The sequence below is a fragment of the Gottfriedia sp. S16(2024) genome (assembly GCF_050473765.1).
Lineage (GTDB): Bacteria > Bacillota > Bacilli > Bacillales > Bacillaceae_G > Gottfriedia.
In genome coordinates this window covers 1393924-1417755 of sequence record NZ_JBFLUO010000001.1, presented here as the reverse complement: position 1 = coordinate 1417755, position 23832 = coordinate 1393924, and the positions used below count along the sequence as shown (strand labels likewise).

Below are 23832 nucleotides of genomic sequence, written 5' to 3'. Positions count from 1 at the left end.
TGATCCTAATCATTCGTAAAGCGAAAAGAAGAATAAAAATTAACTTTTATAGCATTCTTGAGATTACTAGTTTTTGAATTTCTTGTGTTCCCTCATAGATTTGAGTGATTTTAGCATCTCGCATAAAGCGTTCTACCGGATAGTCCTTCGTATATCCATATCCACCGAATACTTGTACTGCCTCTGTTGTAACTTTCATTGCAGTATCTCCAGCAAGTAATTTTGACATTGCAGATTCCTTACCATATGGAAGTCCATTAGATTCCAACCAAGCAGCTTGGTATGTTAATAGACGAGAGGCTTCGATACTTGTAGCCATATCAGCAAGTTTAAATGAGATACCTTGTTGAGCAATAATTGGTTTTCCAAATTGAACACGCTCTTTAGCATAATCAACTGACGCATCTAAAGCACCTTGTGCAATACCTACCGCTTGAGCTGCAATACCATTTCTGCCCCCGTCAAGGGTTTGCATTGCAACTTTAAATCCTTTACCTTCTTCACCTAATAGGTTTTCAGCCGGAATACGACATTCTTCAAAGATAATTTCAGTTGTTGGCGATGAACGAATACCTAATTTACTTTCTTTCTTACCAACTGAAAAACCTGGTGTATCACTTTCAACGATAAATGCAGAAACCCCGTGTTTATTTGTCGGATCAGTCACTGCAAATACTACGTAAATTTCCGCTTCTCCACCATTAGTAATAAATATTTTTGAACCATTTAAAATATATTCGTTTCCTTCTTTTTTAGCAGTCGTTCTCATACCACCAGCATCTGATCCAGATCCTGGTTCAGTTAACCCATAAGCACCAATTTTTGTTCCTTGTGCTAACGGTTTTAAGAATTTTTGTTTTTGTTCTTCAGTACCAAATTTATATATCGGCCAACTAGCTAATGAAGTGTGTGCTGATAAAGTTACACCCGTTGAAGCGCAAACTCTTGAAAGCTCTTCAACCGCGATAACGTAAGCTAAATAATCACTACCGATTCCACCATATTCTTCTGGGAATGGAATGCCTGTTAATCCCAACTCAGCCATTTGATCAAATATTGAACGATCAAATTTTTCATGCTCATCACGCTCAGCAGCTGACGGAGCAACCTCATTTCTAGCAAAATCTCTTACCATTTTACGAATCATTTCATGTTCTTCACTTAAACGAAATTGCATAGATCATTTCCCCCGATTTTTGCTAGGACAAGGATCACAATCAAATGAAAGGTTTTAATTAAAGATCATTATTTTATATCCTATTCCCCTTAACTTAATTGCTTCCTTATCACTGCCATGTTGTTTTTGTCGATTTTTGTAAGCGTTAACAAAATATTTTCTACTTTGACTAAAAAGATAGTCTACTTCGTATAATATTAGACAAAAATCTGAAAATTCCTGTTATTTTTTGTAGAAAAATTTTTAAGCCTGGAAGGAAGGAAAAACAGGATCAAGTTAATAGGCAATAATAGAAAAGCAAAAAAAATAACAGCTTAAGGGAGGCAGTACTTAGGTAGAAAGAAATATTTCCCTCCATACCTTTCCTGCTCCTCCCATACCCTGCTTTTCTTGCTTTTCTCTCTTATCGTACCTCTACTAAAACAGCGTCACCTTGACCACCACCGCTACAAATTGCAGCAATTCCAAGGCCTCCGCCTCTTGCTTTTAGTGCATTAATTAAAGTTACGATGATTCTTGCACCACTTGCTCCAATTGGATGTCCTAGTGCAATAGCTCCACCATTTACATTTATTTTTTCTAAAGGTATATCCGCAATTTTCGCACTTGCTAAAACTACTGCTGCGAATGCTTCGTTAATTTCAAATAAGTCAATATCTGAAATCTTTTTATTTGTTTTTTGTAATAATTTTTGAATGACATATCCCGGAGTTCTAGGGAAGTCCTTTGCTTCTACAGCCATTGATTCTGTTGCAACAATTGTAGCTAAAGGTAAGTAGCCATTTAGTTTTGCTTCTTCCTCACTCATTAACAATAGTGCTGCACCTGCGTCATTTAATCCAGGTGCATTTCCAGCTGTGATCGTTCCGTCGCGATCAAATGCTGGAGATAGCTTAGCTAGTTTTTCAATCGTAGTATCTTCCCTTGGACACTCGTCTACTTCTATTTTTGTTACGACTCCTTTTTTGCCAACTGACTCAATCGTTACAATCTCTTCTTCAAATTTACCTGTTTTAATCGATTCAACCGCAAGTTGTTGACTACGAAGTGCCCACTCATCTTGTTGTTCACGAGATATGTCTTCGAGTTTAGCAACTTCACTTCCATATGTACCCATATGAACTCCAGTAAATGAACAAGTTAAGCCATCTACTAGAAGGCCATCCTTTAATTCTGTGTTCCCCATTTTATTTCCCCATCTAATAGAGGTTTGATAATAAGGAGTATTGCTCATGGATTCCATTCCACCTGCAACAATACGTTTACTTTCGCCAGAACGAATCAATAAATCAGAAAGCATAACACTACGCATACCAGATGCACATACTTTATTAATTGTTTCTGATCTTGTTTCCCATGGTAATCCTGCATTACGAAGTGCTTGTCTTGAAGGTAATTGTCCTTGTCCACCTTGTAAAACCGTACCCATTATTACATCATCAATCATTTCTAATGGATGGTTAACACGGTTCAATGTCTCTTTAATTGCGATACCACCTAACTGAGCAGCACTAAAGCCCTTTAAGGCGCCTCCAAAACGTCCGATTGGTGTACGAACTGCACTTACTATAACTGTTTTACTCATCCCATTTTCCCCCTTAAAATTTTATCTATTTCTCCTCTATAATAAAATTCTATAATCAATCAATTCACCAAATAAAAAACGCCAGCAGGCAGTCTGAAAGGTGTACAAGTTGCACACCTTTCATAGTTATTTTATGAAGATTGAAAAGTTATAGAACTTTTATGAAGCTTGGTTTTGTTTGTCACCAAAAATCGATAACTCTAAAAGCTCTGCTATATCAAGTGTTTTAACAGCTTCTTCTACTTCTTTTGCTTTTGTTCCATCTGATAACATTGTTAAACAATAAGGACAACCTGTTCCAATTACATTCGGACTAACTGCAAGTGCTTGTTCAGTACGCGTTACATTAATGCGATTACCAACATGCTCTTCCATCCACATTAATCCTCCACCCGCTCCACAGCACATACCTGTTTCACGTTTACGCTCCATTTCAACTAGTTTGACGCCAGGAATTGCACGAAGAATATCCCTAGGAGCTTCATAAACTTCATTGTATCGGCCTAAATAGCATGAATCATGGTAAGTAATTACTTCATTTACTTGATGAACCGGCTTTAACTTACCTTCTTTAACCAATTGAGATAATAATTCTGTATGATGATAAACTTCTATTGATAAACCAAAATCAGGATATTCATTTTTAAATGTGTTATAAGCATGCGGGTCAATTGTGACTAATTTGCTTACTCCCGATTTTTCAATTTCTGCGATATTATTACTTGCTAACTCTTGGAATAAGAATTCTTGACCTAAACGTCTAGGTGTATCACCAGAGTTTTTCTCCTTATTACCTAAAATAGCAAACTTAATTCCAGCTTCATTCATTAGTTTCGCAAATGCTAATGCGATTTTTTGACTACGGTTATCATATGAACCCATTGCACCAACCCAGAATAAGTACTCAATTTCTTCTCCAGCTTTCTGAGCTTCTTTTACTGTTGGGATATGGATACTTTCATCAAGTTCTCTCCAGTTTTCACGGTCTTTACGATTTAATCCCCATGGATTTCCTTGACGTTCGATATTTGTCATTGCACGTTGAGCATCTGGCTGCATCTTACCTTCTGTTAAAACTAAATAACGACGTAAATCAATAACCTTTTCAACATGTTCATTCATTACTGGACATTGATCTTCACAGTTACGACAAGTTGTACATGCCCAAATCTCTTCCTCAGTAATTACATCGCCAATTAAACTTGGACTATATTCCAATGTTGCCGCTGATTCTTGTTTTCCTTGTGAAGCAAATGCTAATTGATTTCCTTTTGTTTTAGAAAACGCAACAGTTGGAACCCAAGGTGCACGAGACGTTACAACTGCCCCTGTTTCAGTTAAATGATCACGAAGTTTTAGAATTAAATCCATTGGTGACAGCATTTTTCCAGTTGCAGTAGCAGGACATACATTTGTACAACGACCACATTCTACACATGCATATAAGTCAATTAATTGCGACTGACGGAAGTCGCTTATTTTTCCAACACCAAATGTCTCTTGCGTTTCATCTTCAAAATCTATTTTTTCTAATTTTCCTGCCTTCGATAAGCGATTAAAATACACGTTCGCTGGACCTGCAAGTAAATGTGCGTGCTTTGATTGTGGTACATATACTAAGAAAGTTAAAAGTGAAATTAAGTGAATCCACCAAGCAACGTAAAAGAATGAAATTGCTAAAGGTTCACTAATACCATTAAAAATTGTTGCAACTAAAGATGCGATTGGTTCGTGGAAGCTCGTTCCATCTCCACTCCAAATAATTCCCATTCCATTACCAAACAGAGTTGATAACATTAATAAACCAATGAAAATTAAGACTAACCCGCTTTTCCAACCTCTTTTTAATCGAACTAATTTTTCAATATATCGTCTATGGAAGGCCCAAACAACTGCCACCAATATTAGTAACGCAACGATTTCTTCAAAAAATGTAAATGCACCATATAAAGGTCCAAGTGGTAAATGTACTCCAGGAACAAGACCTCTTAAAATAAAGTCTAAAGCTCCAGCTTGAACTAAAATGAATCCATAAAAGAATAACAAATGAATAAATCCACTTTTCTTATCCTTCAATAGCTTTTTTTGCCCAAAAACATTGACCCAAATTTTTTGAAAGCGATCTTTCAAATTTCTTTCAAATTCTTCTTTTTTACCAAGTTTAATGTAGGCAATTCTTGTTTTAATTAGGTAAATGAATAAATAAACTGCATAAACTGTAATTGCCACAAACCCTAGTGCGTTCAAATACAAAAGTGCATGATCCATGATGTATTCCTCCCCCAATTTTCCCGGCTATAAAGAAAACGCTTACTGTTTAAAAATTTATAACCATAATAATATTCAGAAAATATATACTTTAATTATATTATGAATGACTATTCAGTCAAATACTTTTTCATATTAAGTTGGCTCTTTTTCATATTCTTCAATTTATATGGTCATACTATCAACACGTAAAAGGTAAAGGAGTTTAATTATATGATTCTTTGCATTTGCTTAATTGCTCTACTCTTTCTTATACTCCTTGCTAGCTTAGATCTTTATTTTGGTTATAAAGCCTTTCATAAATATGATAAAACTTGTCCATTTAAAAAAAGATATAGTGAAACAATGTTAATAACAGAAGGTAATGAATTGTACAAGCATCTTCTAGACGATATAACAGGAGCAAGTAGTAGCATATCTATGCTTTTTTATATTGTTCGAAACGATGACACATCCGAAAAATTTTTATCACTGCTCGAAAGGAAAGCTCGGGAAGGATTACAAGTACGCTTACTTGTTGATTGGATTGGAAGCTTTAGACTTAAGCGTGAAAGAATAACAAAACTAAAAGAAAATGGCGTGGAAGTACTTTTTAATCGGCGAACCGGATTTCCATATACTCTCTATCGGTTTCAACACCGAAACCATCGTAAGATTACAGTAATAGATCAAAAAACCGGCTATTTTGGCGGTTTTAATATTGGCAAAGAATATATTGGTTTTGATGAAGAATTAGGTTATTGGAGAGATTATCATATTCGAATGACTGGTGAAGGTGTAAAAGATTTGCACGTTCAATTTTTAATTGACTGGGTTAGAAGTGGCGGAGAATCCTTTACGCTAATTAATGACGGTGAATTAGCAAAAGGAAAAATTGAGCATCACTTCTATTCGTCGGACTTTGTACGCATTGAGAACCTATATAAAGATTTAATTGATCAAGCAAAAAAACATATTTATATTGGTACACCTTATTTTATTCCAACAAAAAAACTGATGAACGCACTTCTTGCCGCTCTTAATCGAGGCGTCCAAATATGCGTGATGATCCCAGAAAAAGAAGACCACAGACTAGTTAAAGAGGCGAGTTTTCCACATCTCCTTTTAATTTTAGAAGGTGGTGGGAAAGTTTTTCATTATCAGAAGGGGTTCTTTCATGCCAAAGTACTACTCATCGATGATTGTTTCTGTGATGTAGGATCCGTTAACTTTGATCGTAGAAGTCTTTGCATTAATGATGAATGGAGTTGTATTTTTTCAAGTGAGTCTTTCATATTGAAGATCAAGGAAATATTTATTAAGGACTTAGAACGCTCAAAATCATATCCTACCCAGCATTATAAAAATACAACATTCTTATGGAAGTGTCGTAAGTTTTTATCTAAGCTTCTTTCTCCATTAATGTAGCTTTTTTAGATATACAAAAACCAAGTTAGAGGTGAACAAAATATGATCATTCGATTCGGATATGTTTCACATGCATTATCTTTATATAATTGTTCACCTGCAAAAACTCTTACATTTACACGTTATAAGGCTCTTGATCGAGAAGAGCGTTTAGAGAAATTAATGTATGTTACCTCGCAAAATATCGAAAATACGTATAGAGCACTTCATTATAATGTGGGACAACAAATCCCCTTATATAGAATGTCCTCTTCAATGGTCCCTTTGGCGACTCATCCAGATGTAGAATTTGATTATATAAATATTTTTCACAAACAATTTAAAGAAATTGGTGATTTTATCAAGAAGCATGAATTAAGAGTTAGTTTTCATCCTAACCAATTCACGCTTTTTACAAGTGATAAACCTCATATAACTGATAATGCTGTGATTGATATGGAATATCATTATAAAGTTCTTGAAGCAATGGGTATTTCAGACGAAAGCGTCATTAATATACATATTGGAGGAGCCTATGGAAATAAAGAGCTTGCTATCCAACGTTTTTATGAAAATATAAAAAAGCTCCCTACACACATTAAAAAACAAATGACTTTAGAAAATGACGATAAAACGTATAATACCACTGAAACACTAATGGTTTGCAAAAACGAAGGCATTCCGCTCGTATTTGACTATCATCATCATATGGCAAACTTATGTGAAGAGCCGTTAGAGAAATTATTACCCCTTATATTCTCTACTTGGGATCATACAGATTTGAAGCCTAAAATTCATATTTCATCTCCGAAATCCGATAAAGAGTTTAGAGCGCATTCAGATCTAATTGACCCTGATTTTATTAAGCCTTTTTTTGACATTGTCAGATCAATTGGAAGTGATATCGATATAATGATTGAATCGAAAAAAAAGGATTTAGCTCTATTGCAGTTAATGGAAGATCTGTCGAAATGGAGAGGTTATAAGCGAATAAGTGGTGGAATAATCGAAGTTACTTAAGAAGAGTAACGAAATGATAACAACAGGAAATAAAGGGGTCAAGAAAGCATTTAAAAAGCTCATTTATACATGCGTAGCCCTTAAGGAAGTTTTAACTTACCTTGAGGGTTTCTTTCATTTGGCAATATCTTTAAAACAACTGATTAATTATGGATGGCAATGATATGATGGTTTATAGATATTCACCTACAGGTCTTACTTCAATTCTACTATAAAGGTGGTTTGTAAATGAACTATCAAAGTGCGCTACAACAATACATAAAAGCGACAAATACACATGATTTTAATCAAGCAAAAAAATATATTCATAAGGACGCCATTTATTGGTTTTCAGACAAAACCTGTACTTCTTTACTAGAAAATTCAGCAGTATTTTGAGAATGCCTGGAATGTAATTCAAGATGAAGTTTATACAGCTACGAATGTAAGATGGTTAACTATGGATCAAAATTCTGCTTCATGTGTTTATCAATTTCAATATGAAGGCTATATGAACGGGAAGTTTGTACTTGGACATGGCAGGGCTACTAATTTATTTACTAAGAATGAACATGGTGAATGGAAGGTTATTCATGAGCATTTGAGCGGCATTTCCTAAGCCCTTATTCTTTCATGAGTTTAAAGTATATTATTTGTATAAAAAACGCTCAGATTATTAATCTGAGCGTTTTTCACTACCATTATGCCAGCCGTTATCGTTCTCGTTCTCGTTCTCGTTTTCATTGTTTTTATAACGATTATTGCACCCATGACATCCTTCGTTATGTTCATTTCTGCCTTGATCATTATCACTTCTTCTTAATTTGCGGTTATCATTATAGTCATTTTTTTTTTTGTCTTGATGCTTTTCATTGTTGTTGTATTGTTTCTTTTGATTTTGCTTCGATGATTCATGATGTTCATCTTGGTTTCTATGATTCCATTGACGCTGCTTATTTCCCCAGTGCTCTTCTTGATGTCTATTATTTTGAACTTCTTTTGGATGACCATTATCATTTTCTTTATCTTTTATGATTGTAGGTGACTTTATAATAGATTTATCCTTGTAATTATTTTCGCCTTTTATGACTTTCGTTGAATTAGAATTAAAACTTTTTTCTTGTTTATTTTGATTTTGACTTTGATTTTGTTTATGATTTTGAATTTTAATCTTTGGCTGATCAAGTTCCTTAGAATTTGGGATATTAAAATGATTATCACTTTCTTGAATATCCTTCAATTCGTGATTTAGCACACTTTGTTTATTTTCAAATTCTTTATTCATCTCACCAGTTAATTTGATTTTTTCATTTGGTTCAATTACTTTAGACTTCTCCATTTCACCAACTAAATCATCCATAACTAAATGTAGGGGCTCCTGTTTCCAGTTATCCATTTTATTGATCACTTTTTTACCTTGTTCATTGTGAGCTTTTAAATCAATAACATTTAACTGTTTGTCCAAAATTAATGACACTTTTGCCCCAGAATCAATTGTAACCTTTCCTGCTGCTAATGCTTCTTCTCTGTTTAAATTTATAAATGTAAAAGAGAAAAGTATTAATCCACTCACAATTACGACAGGTATTAATTTAGGGATGCTCAATTTCATTTTTTTATTCAAAATGATTGCATTGTTGGGGAACTGAATTTCTTCACCAATTGAATAGGACGACAATAGTTTTTTACATTTTAAATACTCTCCGTTCGCAGTTAGTACAACTACGGATGAGCGATTTACTTTTAATACAATACCATTGTTCATCTTCAGTTCCCCCTTTTTAAATAGTTTTGTAAATAAATATACTCATTGACGCTTATAATACTCATGGCAATAATATATTTTCTATGTTTTTCAAGCGTTTTTCGGCTTATATTCACTTTAGTTTCTAGTTTGTTCATCGGTAATTTTTTCTTATTATATAGAAAAGTTAACATTTCTTCATCAGATGTAATAAGGTCTACAACTGAAAAAATATGCTCCCTTGTGTCTTCATGTTTAGGTGAAACCTCTACTAAACTTTCTAATGAAATTCCAAATTGTTTAAGCATCTCACTGAAATGAATAATTTCCTCTTTACGATTTATTTCATCAAAATTTTTTATATAAGTGCTATATACATGGTCGTCGTATTGTTTATGCAGATCCTCGGACCCAGTTTGTTCTGAAGTTAATAATTGATACTTAGATTCCTTGCGAAAGTGATCGATTAATTCTCGCTTTATGATCAACTTTGCAAAAGATAGAAATGACGCACCTTTTTTATATGAATATAGTTTAATAGCTTCATGAAATGCATTTAAACCGATACTAAATTCATCTTCTTGATTTGTAATAAATCTTCCACAAATAGTAGAAACAGTTTTGTTTATAAAAGGGGTATATTGAACTATAAAATCATCTAGTTCTTTTGATGAAGACTGTTGTATTGTTAATACAATATCTTCAATTTTTTCTTTTCTTTTATAAAGCGTTTGAAAAATTGTAAGTAACAAGACCCCATCTCCTTTCAAAAGAGGATTGCTTGGCTATTAAAACTTAAAGGCGCCTCCACTCATTATATAATCAATGAATATCAGAGGCACCATTTTAATTTAACCGTTTGCAATTAAGCATATCGCATCTTATGAAATGTTTCATGTGATTTTATTGAAAGGCGAATGGAAATATTTACTTATTAGTCTTCATGATGTCCATTTCCGTGGTTTTCACCTTGATCATTTGAATCCTCATTTTTTTTCCATTCGTGCTTTTCATTTTCCTTATGTTTCCCACGATTTTCATGTTCACCTTGGTTTCCTTGGTGTTCTTGATTTCTATGGTTTGTACCATTTTCGTGTTTTACTACATGTTTTTCTACGTGCTTTTCTACGTGTTTTTCTTCTTTTTCAACTTTTACTTTTTTTACTTTAACTGGTTTTACTTCTTTTGACTTATGTTCAACTTTATGTTGATCTTCCTTATGCTCTACTTTTACAGGTTTTGTAGCAACTTCAGTAGCGGCATCTTTGTCTTCATTTTCACCTTGATTATCTTCATTATCATTTTTCACATCTGTGTCATTTTTCACGTCTTTGTCATTTACGTCTTCAATTTTCGTTACAGTTGTAATAACTTCTGGTGTAGCTGATTGATCTGTAGTTGCATCAGGGTATTGAACTGTAATAACAGGTTTTAAAGTAGTTGAATCCTGTTCTGTATTCTTTAAGACTTTTTCTAATCTTTCAGAAATTTTGTTAAAGCTCTTTTCAATATTTTTAGCAATCGCAGCTTTTGCTTTTGGATTTTTAACTTGATCTAAAACGTTTGCTAAAACTAGTAAATTGTTATTTAAATGGTGTTGAATTTTTGCAATTTCTTTTTGCTCTTTTGTTAATTTTTGTTTTTCATCTTTTTCAACATGTTCTTTTTCAGTTTCTTGTTTATCCGAGTCTTGTTTGTCTGTCTCAGCTTTTTCTTGATCGTCTTTTTCTTGTTTATCAGTATCTTGTTTATCCGTTTCAGCTTTTTCTTGATCTTCTTTTTCAGTTTCTTGTTTGTCTGTATCTTGTTTATCTGTCTCAACTTTTTCTTGATCTTCTTTATCTACTTCTGTAGTTGTTTTTTCTGAAGTCGTTGGTACAGTAACAGTTGGTAACTTAACATCGAGTTGGCCTTGAGCATTTTCCATCTGACCTAAAGCTTCTTTTATTGTTTCTTTTGCTAAATCTTCTTTGCCATCTTTTATTAATTCTCTTGCTTCATGAATACGTTCTTGTGCAAATTCTGCTAAAAGTTCTGCTTCTTTAACTTTGTCTGTTGTTAGTAATAGTTGGATTTTTTCTACAGTTGTTTTTACAAAGTAAAAGAAATCACCTTTAACTAATGCAGGTGCTTCTTCCTTTTGATCAGTTGGTGAAACTGTATCATTTTCAGCAGCCAGTACTGAACTAGAAAATCCTAACTGAGATAATAATAATGCTGTTGCAGTTGTATGTACTAATAACTTTTTCATGAATTTTTCCCCTTTGTAAAAATTTCTTTATTTATTCTCACTATAACTATTCGTAGAGGGTTTCATTTTTTAGGGGGTCGTTTTAAAAAATATTTAAAAAATTAATAAAAAAATGGTGAAACTTGTTATCTTTCCCTATTTACCGACAAATTTTTATAAATTAACAAACTAAAATATTATAAAATCATACTTTTTAAAAATTTAGTTGTATGTAGTTTATTTAATAAAAAAGTACCATATCCCAAATTGGGATATGGTACTTTCATTAATTACTTACATTTTTTCTGGTGCAGAAACTCCAACTAAAGCTAATGCATTTTGTAATGTAACTTGAACTGATTTCATTAAAGCCAGTCTAGCTTTTGATTTTTCAACATTTTCAGCATCTAACACTTTTTCTGCATTATAGAAGCTGTGGAAAGTCCCCGCTAATTCAAACACATAGTTTGTAATGTGATGAGGAGTACGTTTTGAAGCAGCTAATGAAACCGCTGCTGGGAATTCTCCTAATTTCTTTAATAACTCATATTCTTTTTCAGATGAAACAAGGCTGTAATCAGCTTCCCCATTGTAAACAATACCCATTTCTTCTCCTTGACGAAGAATACTACAAACTCGAGCGTGAGCGTATTGTGAATAATAAACAGGGTTTTCATTTGATTTAGAAACAGCTAAGTCCATATCAAAGTCTAAATGTGAGTCACAACCGCGCATTGCAAAGAAGTAACGTGTAGCATCAGTACCTACTTCTTCCATTAAATCACGTAACGTAACAGCTTTACCTGTACGTTTACTCATTTTAACTTTTTCACCATCTTGATATAACTGAACCATTTGGATAATTTCTACCTCAAGCGTATCAGCATTATATCCTAATGCTTGAATTGCTGCTTTCATACGAGGAATGTATCCGTGATGGTCAGCTCCAAGAATATCAATTAATTTATCTGCTCCACGACTAAGTTTGTCACGGTGATAAGCGATATCCGGAGTTAAATAAGTATAAGAACCATCGCTTTTAATTAGTACACGGTTTTTATCATCTCCATATGTTGTAGAACGGAACCAAGTCGCTCCTTCTTCTTCATATGTTTCACCGCGTTGTTTTAAATCATCAAGAGCCTCTAACACTTTGCCATTTTTATATAATGAAGTTTCTGAATACCATACATCAAATTCTACTCTGAAATTACGTAGATCACGTTGTAGTTTTTCCATTTCTAACTTTAAACCGTACTCACGGAAGAACTTGTAACGAGCTTCTTCTGGTTCATTTATATAACGGTCACCAAATTCAGCAGCTAATGTTTTACCAATCTCAATGATATCTGCTCCATGGTAGCCATCTGCAGGCATTTCTTTATCCATTCCAAGTGCTTGCATATAACGAGCTTCTACTGAAAGTGTTAAATTATTAATTTGGTTTCCAGCATCATTAATATAATATTCACGAGTTACTTCATAACCTGCTTTGTCTAAAATATTACATAGTGAATCTCCAAATGCTGCTCCACGGGCATGACCTAAATGTAAATCGCCAGTCGGATTCGCTGAAACAAACTCAACTAAAATCTTTTCACCGTTACCAAAGTTAGTTTGGCCATATTCATTTCCAGATTTAATAATTGCTGGGATTAAATCAGTTAGGTAACTATTATCCATATAAAAATTGATGAATCCTGGTCCAGCAATTTCTACTTTTCGAATGCTTGCCTTACTTTGGTCAAAAGAATTAATTAGCTCTTCTGCAATCATTCTAGGAGCCTTTTTAGCAACTCGTGCTAATTGCATCGCCATATTTGTTGAAAAATCTCCGTGCGCTTTATCTTTTGGTGTTTCTAATACAACTTGTGGTAATTGTTCCTCCGTTGCTAATCCTGCTTTTAATACCGCAGCTTCGATTTCATTTTTTAAACGACTTTTTACTTGTTCTAATGTATTCATATCGTTGCCTCCTTAATTGATACTGTAATGTTATACGACCCAGCATTTTCATCACCTACGAATAACTTATACCCTAATTGAAGTACCCCTTTTAAAGGTCCTTCAGATACTAGAAATTGTAGTTTTTTCGTATATGCTTTCGTTTGGAATACGCCTAATTCATTTGAGAAAGTACCTTCAGTTGTTTCATTTACTCGGTATTGGTGACGCATCATAACCCCGCCATTACGAATAATTGTTACTTCCCCTTTGCCTATTTTCATTGTAGCCTTTACTTTTCGGTCCTCGTGATTTTCATCAAATAATAAATATGAGACATCATCTTTTTTATAGTATAGGCCATTTGCTTGAAAACTGACTTTATCACGCCCGTGTGGATCTTTTATCAAAGTCTCAAAGTCAATTGAGACAGGTATGCCTTGTTGTCCTTTCACTTTTACACGTCCTTTTCTCCCAATGAACGTAACGAATCACATCCAAAAATCATCTTTTCCCATTTTAGCATAATCTAATAAAAAAAATAAAATAGGTAAGAAAAAAATTGTGAAAAATATTCATTAAAGTGAACGAAATAATAGGACAATCTGAAAAATTAGAGTACTTTCTTATTTCTAAAAAAATTCATAGAGCTTTTTCACATAATTTCCGTAGCTTCGTTCTTTATAATGATGAATTTCATTTAGTTATTTCGACTCCCTAAATCTAAAACTGCAGACACTATTACTCATTAAACGGCCACGGATTTCAATCGCATCAACCTACTAACAAACAATCTTGCCATGAATGTAAGGAGGATTTTTGTTTTCAATTGAAAACAGTTTATGAGACAATAAAGAACATATGATGAATAAAAGGGGTTTTTATGAAAACAATCGCACAACAATCATCTAGCAAACTATTTTTCATCGGACTAGGTATAGGAATCATTTCGTTATCGAGCATTTTTCTCATTTATTTGTACTCATTTTTCGTCCCATTCGTTGTGGGAATCATCTTGTGGTTCATTCTCAAACGAAAAGCGATCATGTTCGGCAGTTTTACAGCTGCAATAATCGGAGTACTCGCACTCATCGGCTTTATTGTTTATCTGATGTTTTTCGGTCATTTTGGACCATGATAAACAGCTTGTAAAGGGCTGTTTTTTGTTTGTTTATATTCAAAAAAACACAAAAACCCGCCAGGAAACGTAATTCCTAGCGGGTTTTCACCAATTATCGAGAAATACTCGATAAAATTAATGTGCAGATTCTGCTTTATCAATATGAATTAAATGCTTTTTATTAATAAACAAGAAAAGTACCGATAATAATACAAAACATCCACCTACATAGAAAGGTACGTGTGGATTATACCATTCAGCAAGTTTACCTGCTAAATATGGAGCAATTGCCCCACCAAGGAAACGTAAAAAGCTATATGCAGCTGATGCTGTTGAACGTTCGACTGGTGCTGCTTGCATTACTGCTGTTGTTATTAATGTGTTGTTATTACCTAAAAATGCACCAGCTATAATTACACAAACGATAACAACACTATTCGTATTTGTTCCTACTCCCATGATAAGAAGCGTAATTGCGAAAAGAGTTAACATTGCATACATCGATTTAAGCGTACCGAATTTTCTTTGAAGTTTTGGTGCCATAAATACAGATGTGATTGCTAGTAAAAGTCCCCAACCTAAGAATACGAATCCTAAACCGCGTTCCTTTAATCCCATATAGAATGGAGAGAATGCTAATAGAGTAAAGAATCCAAAGTTATATAAAAATGCTGTAATCCCTAATGTTAATAATGATCTATGTTTAAGAGCACGGAATGGATCAAGAAACGATGCTTTTTTCGTATTTTGTGTAATAGGTGTTTTTGGCATCATTAAGGATAGAGATAAAAATGCAATAACCATTAAACAAGCAACACCAAAAAATGGACCTCTCCAAGAGATTGAACCTAATTCCCCACCTAATAATGGACCAACTGATATCCCAAGACCAATTGCAGTTTCGTATAAAATAATCGATTGTGCAACACCTGATCTAGATAATGAAACAATAGCAGATAATGCAGTCGCAACGAATAGTGCGTTACCTAGACCCCAACCTCCGCGTAACCATACTAATTCCCATATACCGCTTGAATTTCCTCCAAGTCCCGCGAAGACTGCAATAATTAGTATACCTAAAAGCAGTGTCCATTTAATTCCGATACGTGAAGAGATAAAACCTGTTATTAACATCGCGAATGCCATTACTAAATTGTAACTTGTAAAAAGAAGCGTTACATCACTTTTAGAAGCATGCATTTTTTCAGCGATTGCTGGTAAAATTGGGTCAACTAATCCAATCCCCATGAATGCGATAATACAAGCAAAACCAACAGCCCAAATTGCTTTTGGCTGATTCAAAAGACCAGATTTTTGATTTGCAGTTTGCTTCTTACGATCTGCCAAGTTTGACATATTTCATCCATCTCCCATATTATTTATTGTTCTAAAGCTTTTTGCACCCTCTGATACATCGCATTCATTTCATCTCGAATATCGTTCATTTTTTTAAGCTTTTCATCAATCATTTTTAATTGTTGAGCAAGTATTACTTCCGCCCCTAATAGCTTTTCTTTTCTTTCATCTTCATTCATTTTTTCCTTGTTTTCTCTATAATGTAATCGGAATTCTTCATACGCCTCACTAATTTCCATATATTCCTGTACCTCCTGCAAAGAAAAACCAAGAACATCACGAACATTCATTATTTTCTTTAGCCGTTCTATATGCAGATCAGAATAAAGTCGAAATCCTCCTTCACTTCTTTCAGGCGGAGAGATCAAACCGATTTCTTCGTAATAACGAATCGAGCGCTTTGTTAATCCACATTCTTTCGCTACATCATCTATTTTGTATAGCAAATCATTTCCTCCTTTCGAAATGAATTTAAATTATTTATATCACTTATCTATCTTACTCCTATTGTATCGTTAACGTCAACGTTAACTTTGTACATTTTTCTATTTTTATCTTTCTACAAAATTGTTGTTTTACTATAAAAACAGTACAAATAATCATTTTTGTTACCTATTCAAAAAACCCGAAAGATAAATACGGCTTATGCGCATTTTCTTTCGGGTTCTAACAAATATTTCAACCGAATATCGTTATCATACTTCCTTGTAAAATTCTGTTAGTCTTAGGCCGTTTGCTGTAATTTTCTCATTTTTTTAACTTTGTTTTTTCGTTTTAGCGCCCACATTGTAATCCCAGTTATCCCCAAACCAAGTGGAGCTATTCCAACTAAGGCATAAATTGTTTTTACGAACACACCACCAAAAGTTCCTCTATGCAAACTTTCTCGCCAAACAAAAAATTTATCATAGGCTGTTTCAGTATTTTTCGAAAAAGTTCCTAAATGCTTTCCAGAAAACTGATCGAAAAACTCACTGGTATTTCCTTTACCTTCAGGATCATAACTACCATCGCTTAATTGAGCTTCTATTACACCATCTTTATCCGTTGGAATTCTCAACTTGTATAACTCACCTTCCGGGTGCAATTTATTAATTTGGGCAACTATAGTATCCAGCCCTATTTGATGTTTACCATTATCAACTGATTTAAGTTCTTCAGGATAATTCGATGTAAATTTCAATTTCAAAGATTCTTCAATCTTTTCTTGGAATGGAAATAGCATTCCTGTTATTGCTACAACAAGTAAAAAGGGTAAAGTAATAACCCCAATGAAATTATGTAATGATAGATTTTTAGCCATTTGACTTTTATTCCATTTAATTTTTAAGCTTTTAAACATTCGTTTAATGCCTGGATACCATAAATAAATACCTGTAACAAGAATTAAAATAAATGCAATTGCAACGATACCAATAATTGTTTCACCAATATCATCTAATAATAAATGTGTATGCAACTCTTTAAAAAAAGAAACGATCGATTTCTCTCTATCAAAATTACCTAATAATTTTCCATTGCTAGGATCTACATATGCATCAATTTCATTATGTCCTTTTGACATACTTGCATGATATACATCTGATAACTTTGAAGGCACATCCATCCTCGAAATTTGAAAACCTTTGTAATGTTCAAGGAAAACCTTTTCTGCTTCTTTAATTCCAACATTTCTTTCACTACTTTCAGGCTTAAAATACTGCGGATTTAATACATGCTCAATCTGATTCCCAAACACCAATACACTACCCGTTGCACAAACAGCAATAATAAAAAGTCCAAAAACTAAGCTGCTTACCAAGTGTAGAGTTAAAATAGATTTCCTTACCCCTTTTTTCATCTTCATCTTCTCCCATAGTTTGATAACAATAATCGTTCTCAATTATAAAGGTAATGATTATCATTATCAATAGGATTTTACATTTTTTGTTAAATATTATTTGTATTGCTACAAGTGTTTCAATTTCAAAACAATATAAAAAGGCGACTTTTCGCTCTAATGAACGAAAAATCGCCTTTTCAAATCTTATTATTTTACCCAACCTAATAAAATTTCACGAATAAATTTACTTGCAGCAACTTGAGTTTGCTCTGCATGATCGTAAACTGGAGCTACTTCTACTAAGTCTGCCCCAACAACGTTTATATCACTATTTGCGATTGCTAAGATGCTATCAAGCATTTCTTTTGATGTAATACCACCTGCTTCAAGAGTTCCTGTTCCAGGAGCGTGTGCAGGATCTAATACATCGATATCAATCGTTACATATACTGGACGTCCAGCAAGCGTTGGAAGTACTTTCTTTAACGGTTCAAGCACTTCGAATTTGAATAAATTCATTCCAACTTCTTTAGCCCATTCAAATTCTTCCTTCATACCAGAACGGATTCCAAATGAATAAACATTTTTTGGTCCAATTAAATCACAAACTTTTTTAATTGGTGTTGAGTGAGATAATGGCTCACCTTCATATGAATCACGTAAATCAGTATGAGCATCAAAATGAATAATTGCTAAATCTGGGTATTTCTTGTACATAGCTTTCATTACTGGCCATGATACAAGATGCTCCCCACCCATTCCTAGAGGAAATTTACCTTCAGCTAATAAACCGTCAATATAATCTTCAATCATATCAAGGCTTCTTTGCGCGTTACCAAATGGTAATGGAATATCCCCTGCGTCGAAATACTTAACTTCTTCAAGTTCTTTATCTTGATATGGACTATATTCCTCTAATCCAATTGAAACTTCACGAATACGTGTAGGACCAAAACGAGAACCTGGTCTGAAACTTACAGTCCAATCCATAGGCATACCATAGATAACTGCTTTACTTTCTTCAAAGCTTGGATGACTCTTTATGAATACATTTCCAGAATAAGCTTCATCAAAACGCATAAATAAAGCCCCCTTATTTAGTAAGATCAGCTACAAATTTTGGTAATACGAACGCTGCTTTGTGTAGCTCTTTTGTATAATATTTTGTCTCAATATCAAAGAAACGATTCTCTTCTACTTCAAGAGGATCATGTTTTTTCGAACCGATTGTAAATGTCCACATTCCACTTGGGTATGTTGGAATATTTGCAATGTATAAACGAGTGATTGGGAAGATTTCTCTTACATCACGTTGAACTTGTGTGATTAACTCTGGCGTAAACCATGGGTTGTCCGTTTGTGCTACAAAAATACCATCTTCTTTTAATGCTTTAGAGATTCCAGCATAGAAGCCTTTTGTAAATAAGTTAACTGCAGGACCAACTGGTTCAGTTGAGTCTACCATAATTACATCGTATACATTTTCACTATTTGCAATATGCATAAATCCGTCGTCTACTTTTACTTCTACACGTGGATCTTCTAATTTCCCTGCAATTTCAGGTAAGTATATTTTAGAGTACTCAATTACTTTTCCATCGATTTCAACTAGAGTTGCTTTCTTCACGCTTGGGTGTTTTAATACTTCACGAATAACACCACCGTCACCGCCACCTACAACTAATACGTTTTCAGGATTTGGGTGTGTGAATAAAGGTACATGCGCGACCATTTCGTGGTAAACGAACTCATCTTTTTGAGTTGTCATAACCATACCATCTAAAATAAGCATGTTTCCGAACTCTTCTGTCTCTACCATGTCAAGCTTTTGAAACTCAGTTTGCTCTGTATGTAAAGTTTTATTAATTTTAGCAGTAATTCCAAAGTTTTTTGTTTGTTTTTCAGTAAACCATAATTCCATTTAATGCATCTACCCTTCTTTATCAAGATTTAGTTTGAAACATAAGTATTGTTTTGTCGGGGCTAAAACAATGCGCCTCGACTTTTCGATTATGTTCCGTATTATCCCCACTCTTCCTAATTCCTATCGGATTTGTGTTGTTACAACAATTTTTTGCCGTACAAAAGAAAAGTATAGAGTAATTTTTGTGAAATGCAAGATTTTTAAAGCTAAATTATTTGATATTTTTTACTACGGTAATTTGAATAAAATTTCTCTTAATCTACCATACTAGTATTAAATTAGAGAAACGAATCGAGAGGAGGATACATTTTTTGTATAATATCAACTACTCTTTTCATTGGCGTACACTTCAAAAGGTCGGCATTTTGCTTACTATTATTTCAATTTCAGGAACACTATTTTTATCTTGTGTTTATCTGTTTGCAATTACGTCTACTAAACCTTCATTATTTATTGAGTCAAATTCAAGTTATTATGATCACAATCAAAAACTAATTAGTAAAACTAAGCTACTTCAAAATCGTAAAACACTAAAAATTGCAGATGTGCCTCCGATTGCGATCAATAGTATTTTAGTTTCTGAAGATCGTAATTTTTTTCATCATCATGGCTTTGACTTAAAAAGGTTGGGCTCTGCTATTTTAATTAATATAACGAAAGGACAATACGCTCAAGGCGGAAGTACAATAACTCAGCAACTTGCAAAAAATTTATATCTTTCACAACAAAAAACGATTAGTCGTAAATTAAAAGAGGCTTTTTTTACTATGAGACTTGAGTCAGCCTACAGTAAAAATAAAATATTAGAAGCATATTTAAACACCATTTATTTTGGACATGGTATTTATGGTCTAGAAACTGCTGCGAATACCTTCTTAGGAAAAGAGACAAACGAGCTTACAATTGGTGAATCTACATTTTTATTAAGTATTCCGGCTAATCCTTCAACATATGATCCTTACGTTCATTTTTCATCTGTAAAGAAAAGGCAGCAACGAATTTTATCGGCATTAGAACAAAATAAACTAATCAGCTCAAAAACTGTTAAAAATGCAATTAATGAATCGATAAAGTTAAAACCGATTAAACATACTTCAAATTCTTCATTTACATCCTATTTTCAACAAAGTGTTCAAAAAGAGATTACAGCTTCAATTGGCCAATCAATCAATAACAATGGTAGTCAAATTTATACAACATTTAATTCCACTATTCAAAAGCATATTGATCAAGCATTTGATAAATATATTAGACCACAACCTGATTTACAGGCTAGTGTAGTCGTATTAAATAGTCAAACTGGTGAAGTATTAGGTATGACTGGGGGCCGCGAGAAAGGACAGTTTTTATTTAATCGAGCAATAACGTCAAAACGACAAGTAGGAAGTACAATAAAACCAATTCTATATTACAGTGCACTTGAAAATGGTTATACCCCATCAACAAGACTTCAAAGTAAGCCTACTATATTTCACTTTGAAAATGGAAATTCATATAGTCCCAAAAACAGTGGCAATCTATACGCGCATGATTCAATTACTCTAGCTAAAGCTATTGCTGTTTCAGACAATATATACGCTGTAAAAACACAACAGGCAGTTGGTACTGACGAATTTATTAAAGCACAGAAGTTATTCCATTTAACCACACCAAATAATAAACTACCTTCAATGGCACTCGGCACTCAAGATGCCTCATTGCTCGATATGACAAGAGCATACGCACTAATTGCGAATAATGGTAAAGAAGTTATTCCTCATTTCGTAAAAGAGATTAAAACTCAAACTGGAAAGACGATTTATAAAGAAAAGTTTGATAAAAAACAAATATTAGATAAAGATCAAACCATTATTCTTAAACAACTAATGAACGGAATGTTCAACACAAATTTTTCAAGCTACTTGCCAGTAACAGGTACTAGTATTATTCCTGAACTATCAAAAGATTATTATGGTAAAACTGGAACTACAAAAACGGACAGTTGGATGATTGGATTCCATTCGAATCTTATTGTTGGAGTATGGGTTGGGTATGATCATTCAAAAAATTTAACCGCAGAGGAAGGTACACTGTCCAAGAAAGTATGGGCATCCGTTATGACAAATTTAATGGATAAAAATATAGACTCTAAACTACCTAATGATCTAGTAAAAGTTGCTGTAGATGAAAAGACTGGCCTTTTGTATAAAGAAGGCTGCGGCGATAAGGTTTCACTTTATTTTCGTAGAGGGACACAACCTACAAAACCTTGTATGAATAAAAAAATGAACCAAAAACATAAAAAGGAAAATAAAGACAGTAAACCTTGGTATTCTAAATATTTACTATAAAAACAAAAGACCTCACCAAATTGGTAAGGTCTTTTGTTTGTCCTAGTCCTAGCTTTGTCCAAGCTAATATTAGTTTACTTTATTTAGTCTTAAATGTAAAAAGATTATTCGACGATTTCTTCAAATTTTTTATATAATTTACCAAAAGAAAACTCGTCAATTGGCGAGCCTTAGGGCGAAGCCAGAGACGTAGTTGCACTTATACTTAATACTTAAAATTGGAAACTACGTGGACTTTCCTTCTTCGCTGCCAATTTATACTTACTTAATGTGCAAAAAAGTATACTATCCTAAAAGCACAGTTTTTAATTGGTCAGATGAATTATTCCACATCTCTTCATTGTGCGATTTTAAGAAATCGGCTAATAATTTGCGAGACTTTTCATCCATCTCTTCAACCATTATTTTTCGTTTCATCGCTTTATCCATTTTATTTACGTGGTCAGGAAGAAGTTTATATCCCCTTCTAGCTTCACGATCAACTGTCATATAACAGCCAGTTACTCCAGCATAATAAGGTCCACTTTCAGTTCGCTCCGTTGCGACCCACACTAACCAATATGGTTTTCCATTAGGAACTTCATCCTCATTTGTTAAAAACTTGATTCCTTTTTCAACTGAACTTCTTGCATGCATTGCACCGATATCTACAAAAACATCATTCTCTTGTATATCTATAAAGACTGGAGAAATATTTTCTAAACTAATTGCTCCAACACCGAATCCGCCATGCCCACTCGTTGAATCATTTTTTAATATATTAAAACCTAGTGATTTCTTTTTTGGTTGTTCAGACATTATGCCCCTCCTAAAAAATTAATGGTGTAACGATTGAATTAATCCAGTGGAAAACTGAAGGTATAGCAACCTGGAAAATTGGCTGTATTGTATAGTTATCTAATGGAGTTAATACTAAAACTAAAAATACAAATGCTCCATATTGCTCGTATTGTGACATTTTTGCACGAAGGTCATTAGGAGCCAAATCCTCTAAAATTCGATATCCATCTAATGGCGGAAGAGGAATTAAGTTAAACACAAATAATACGATATTCATTTGAACGAAAATATTAAAGAAAGAATCTAAAGTCATTGATAGCGATTGTGGGAAAGAATGAAAAAATCCGAACTTATACAATAGTGAATAAGCGATTAAACCAAGCGTCGCTAGTATTAAATTACTAATCGGTCCCGCTGCTGTCGTTAAGATACCCGCTAATCTAGGATGTTTAAAGTTATGGCGATTTACAGGAACTGGTCTTGCCCAACCAAAACCTAAAATAATAATCGCAATTGTTCCGAAAATGTCTAAATGTCTAAATGGAGAAAGCGTTAATCTGCCTTGTCTTTTTGCAGTGTCATCTCCAAATTTATAAGCTACATAAGCGTGCGCAAATTCGTGAACTGATAACGAAATCGCAACAACTAGTAATATTAATGGTATATCTTTTAATGGATATTGAAAAAATGATCCCATTCTTTACTCCTCTCAAGAAATTACTGTTTTACTTAACTGAACGGTTAATTTATTAATAGTTTAATTTATTCTTTATGATTTCTTCAATGTTAATCGATTTAATCGTTATTATTCTGACTTCCTGAGTTATAATAAAAATGACAAAACGAAGGAGGTCATAATATGCCATACGTTACAGTAAAAATGCTAGAAGGTCGCACTGAAGAACAAAAAAAAGCTTTAGTAGAAAAAGTTACTTCAGCTGTTAGTGAAACAACAGGTGCTCCAACCGAAAAGATTGTTGTTTTCATTGAAGAAATGACAAAAAACCATTATGCCGTTGCAGGTAAACGCCTAAGTGACGAATAGAATTCCTTACATACATCAACAGTAAACGTCAGACTGCCCGCCAAACGCTTTCAATCAGTCTGAAAAACAAGTTTTTAGTACTTTGTCTAAATAATGAGTAAACGGAGTAACTTCCGTTTACT

Annotated in this window: 20 protein-coding genes and 1 pseudogene; 6 read left to right on the top strand and 15 right to left on the bottom strand. The window is 33.6% G+C overall.

Going from position 1 to position 23832, the window contains the following annotated elements:
* Positions 1-46: 46 nt before the first annotated feature.
* From AB1282_RS06690 to AB1282_RS06680, 3 genes are all read right to left on the bottom strand, one after another.
* Positions 47-1177 carry an acyl-CoA dehydrogenase gene (locus tag AB1282_RS06690; RefSeq protein WP_056469221.1) on the bottom strand — a complete coding sequence of 377 codons (1131 nt, stop codon included), beginning with the start codon at positions 1175-1177 and terminating at the stop codon, positions 47-49.
* A 403-nt stretch (positions 1178-1580) separates the two neighbouring features.
* Entirely contained in the window at positions 1581-2762 is a 1182-nt protein-coding gene (locus AB1282_RS06685) for an acetyl-CoA C-acetyltransferase (RefSeq protein WP_056469219.1), read from the bottom strand.
* A gap of 159 nt (positions 2763-2921) precedes the next feature.
* Positions 2922-5030: a heterodisulfide reductase-related iron-sulfur binding cluster gene (locus AB1282_RS06680; protein WP_429898745.1), complete on the bottom strand. Its 2109-nt coding sequence runs from the start codon at positions 5028-5030 to the stop codon at positions 2922-2924.
* A gap of 213 nt (positions 5031-5243) precedes the next feature.
* On the opposite strand from AB1282_RS06680, the gene cls reads away from it, so the two are divergent.
* The 3 genes and pseudogenes from cls to AB1282_RS06665 all read left to right on the top strand — a co-directional run bounded on the left by cls (position 5244) and on the right by AB1282_RS06665 (position 8034).
* A complete protein-coding gene (cls, locus tag AB1282_RS06675) occupies positions 5244-6437 on the top strand; it encodes a cardiolipin synthase (protein ID WP_429898744.1) in 1194 nt (397 codons plus the stop codon).
* Between the two features lie 42 nt (positions 6438-6479).
* Positions 6480-7436, top strand: coding sequence for a UV DNA damage repair endonuclease UvsE (gene uvsE / locus AB1282_RS06670; RefSeq protein ID WP_390310794.1), 957 nt, complete (start codon positions 6480-6482; stop codon positions 7434-7436).
* Between the two features lie 228 nt (positions 7437-7664).
* Positions 7665-8034, top strand: a pseudogene (locus tag AB1282_RS06665) (YybH family protein).
* Between the two features lie 57 nt (positions 8035-8091).
* Here AB1282_RS06665 and AB1282_RS06660 read toward each other — a convergent pair.
* From AB1282_RS06660 to AB1282_RS06640, 5 genes are all read right to left on the bottom strand, one after another.
* Positions 8092-9180 carry an anti-sigma factor domain-containing protein gene (locus AB1282_RS06660; protein WP_429898743.1) on the bottom strand — a complete coding sequence of 363 codons (1089 nt, stop codon included), beginning with the start codon at positions 9178-9180 and terminating at the stop codon, positions 8092-8094.
* Between the two features lie 2 nt (positions 9181-9182).
* Positions 9183-9911, bottom strand: coding sequence for an RNA polymerase sigma-I factor (gene sigI / locus AB1282_RS06655; protein ID WP_082459423.1), 729 nt, complete (start codon positions 9909-9911; stop codon positions 9183-9185).
* Positions 9912-10093: 182 nt separating this feature from the next.
* Positions 10094-11410: a DUF5667 domain-containing protein gene (locus AB1282_RS06650; RefSeq protein WP_429898742.1), complete on the bottom strand. Its 1317-nt coding sequence runs from the start codon at positions 11408-11410 to the stop codon at positions 10094-10096.
* A 273-nt stretch (positions 11411-11683) separates the two neighbouring features.
* Complete coding sequence (gene argS / locus AB1282_RS06645) at positions 11684-13354, bottom strand: arginine--tRNA ligase (protein WP_390310790.1); 1671 nt, start codon at positions 13352-13354, stop codon at positions 11684-11686.
* Positions 13351-13788, bottom strand: a complete 438-nt coding sequence (locus tag AB1282_RS06640; protein WP_056469204.1) for a DUF1934 domain-containing protein — start codon at positions 13786-13788, stop codon at positions 13351-13353. The genes argS and AB1282_RS06640 overlap by 4 nt, the downstream gene beginning before the upstream one ends.
* Positions 13789-14216: 428 nt before the next feature.
* Between AB1282_RS06640 and AB1282_RS06635 the strand changes: the two genes are divergently transcribed.
* Positions 14217-14471, top strand: a complete 255-nt coding sequence (locus AB1282_RS06635; protein ID WP_056469201.1) for a hypothetical protein — start codon at positions 14217-14219, stop codon at positions 14469-14471.
* Positions 14472-14588: 117 nt separating this feature from the next.
* Here the strand turns inward: AB1282_RS06635 and AB1282_RS06630 are convergent, their stop codons facing one another.
* The 5 genes from AB1282_RS06630 to speE form a co-directional block, all read right to left on the bottom strand.
* On the bottom strand, positions 14589-15809 hold the full coding sequence (locus tag AB1282_RS06630; protein ID WP_056469198.1) for an MFS transporter: 1221 nt from the start codon (positions 15807-15809) through the stop codon (positions 14589-14591).
* A gap of 23 nt (positions 15810-15832) precedes the next feature.
* Positions 15833-16255 (bottom strand): MerR family transcriptional regulator, encoded by a 423-nt coding sequence (locus AB1282_RS06625; protein ID WP_082459421.1) that lies wholly within the window; start codon positions 16253-16255, stop codon positions 15833-15835.
* 278 nt (positions 16256-16533) lie between these two features.
* Positions 16534-17649 carry a PepSY-associated TM helix domain-containing protein gene (locus AB1282_RS06620; RefSeq protein ID WP_056469193.1) on the bottom strand — a complete coding sequence of 372 codons (1116 nt, stop codon included), beginning with the start codon at positions 17647-17649 and terminating at the stop codon, positions 16534-16536.
* Between the two features lie 189 nt (positions 17650-17838).
* The gene (gene speB, locus AB1282_RS06615) at positions 17839-18711 is read right to left on the bottom strand and encodes an agmatinase (protein ID WP_025671011.1); all 873 of its coding nucleotides are present in this window, start codon (positions 18709-18711) and stop codon (positions 17839-17841) included.
* A gap of 13 nt (positions 18712-18724) precedes the next feature.
* On the bottom strand, positions 18725-19552 hold the full coding sequence (speE, locus tag AB1282_RS06610) for a spermidine synthase (RefSeq protein ID WP_025671010.1): 828 nt from the start codon (positions 19550-19552) through the stop codon (positions 18725-18727).
* A gap of 314 nt (positions 19553-19866) precedes the next feature.
* Between speE and AB1282_RS06605 the strand changes: the two genes are divergently transcribed.
* The gene (locus tag AB1282_RS06605) at positions 19867-21885 is read left to right on the top strand and encodes a transglycosylase domain-containing protein (protein ID WP_056469191.1); all 2019 of its coding nucleotides are present in this window, start codon (positions 19867-19869) and stop codon (positions 21883-21885) included.
* A gap of 285 nt (positions 21886-22170) precedes the next feature.
* Here the strand turns inward: AB1282_RS06605 and AB1282_RS06600 are convergent, their stop codons facing one another.
* Both AB1282_RS06600 and AB1282_RS06595 read right to left on the bottom strand, forming a co-directional pair.
* Positions 22171-22683 (bottom strand): YwhD family protein, encoded by a 513-nt coding sequence (locus AB1282_RS06600; protein ID WP_056469188.1) that lies wholly within the window; start codon positions 22681-22683, stop codon positions 22171-22173.
* Positions 22684-22693: 10 nt separating this feature from the next.
* A complete protein-coding gene (locus tag AB1282_RS06595; RefSeq protein WP_056469185.1) occupies positions 22694-23362 on the bottom strand; it encodes a site-2 protease family protein in 669 nt (222 codons plus the stop codon).
* A 162-nt stretch (positions 23363-23524) separates the two neighbouring features.
* Between AB1282_RS06595 and AB1282_RS06590 the strand changes: the two genes are divergently transcribed.
* Positions 23525-23710: a 2-hydroxymuconate tautomerase gene (locus tag AB1282_RS06590; RefSeq protein ID WP_056469182.1), complete on the top strand. Its 186-nt coding sequence runs from the start codon at positions 23525-23527 to the stop codon at positions 23708-23710.
* Positions 23711-23832 lie beyond the last annotated feature (122 nt).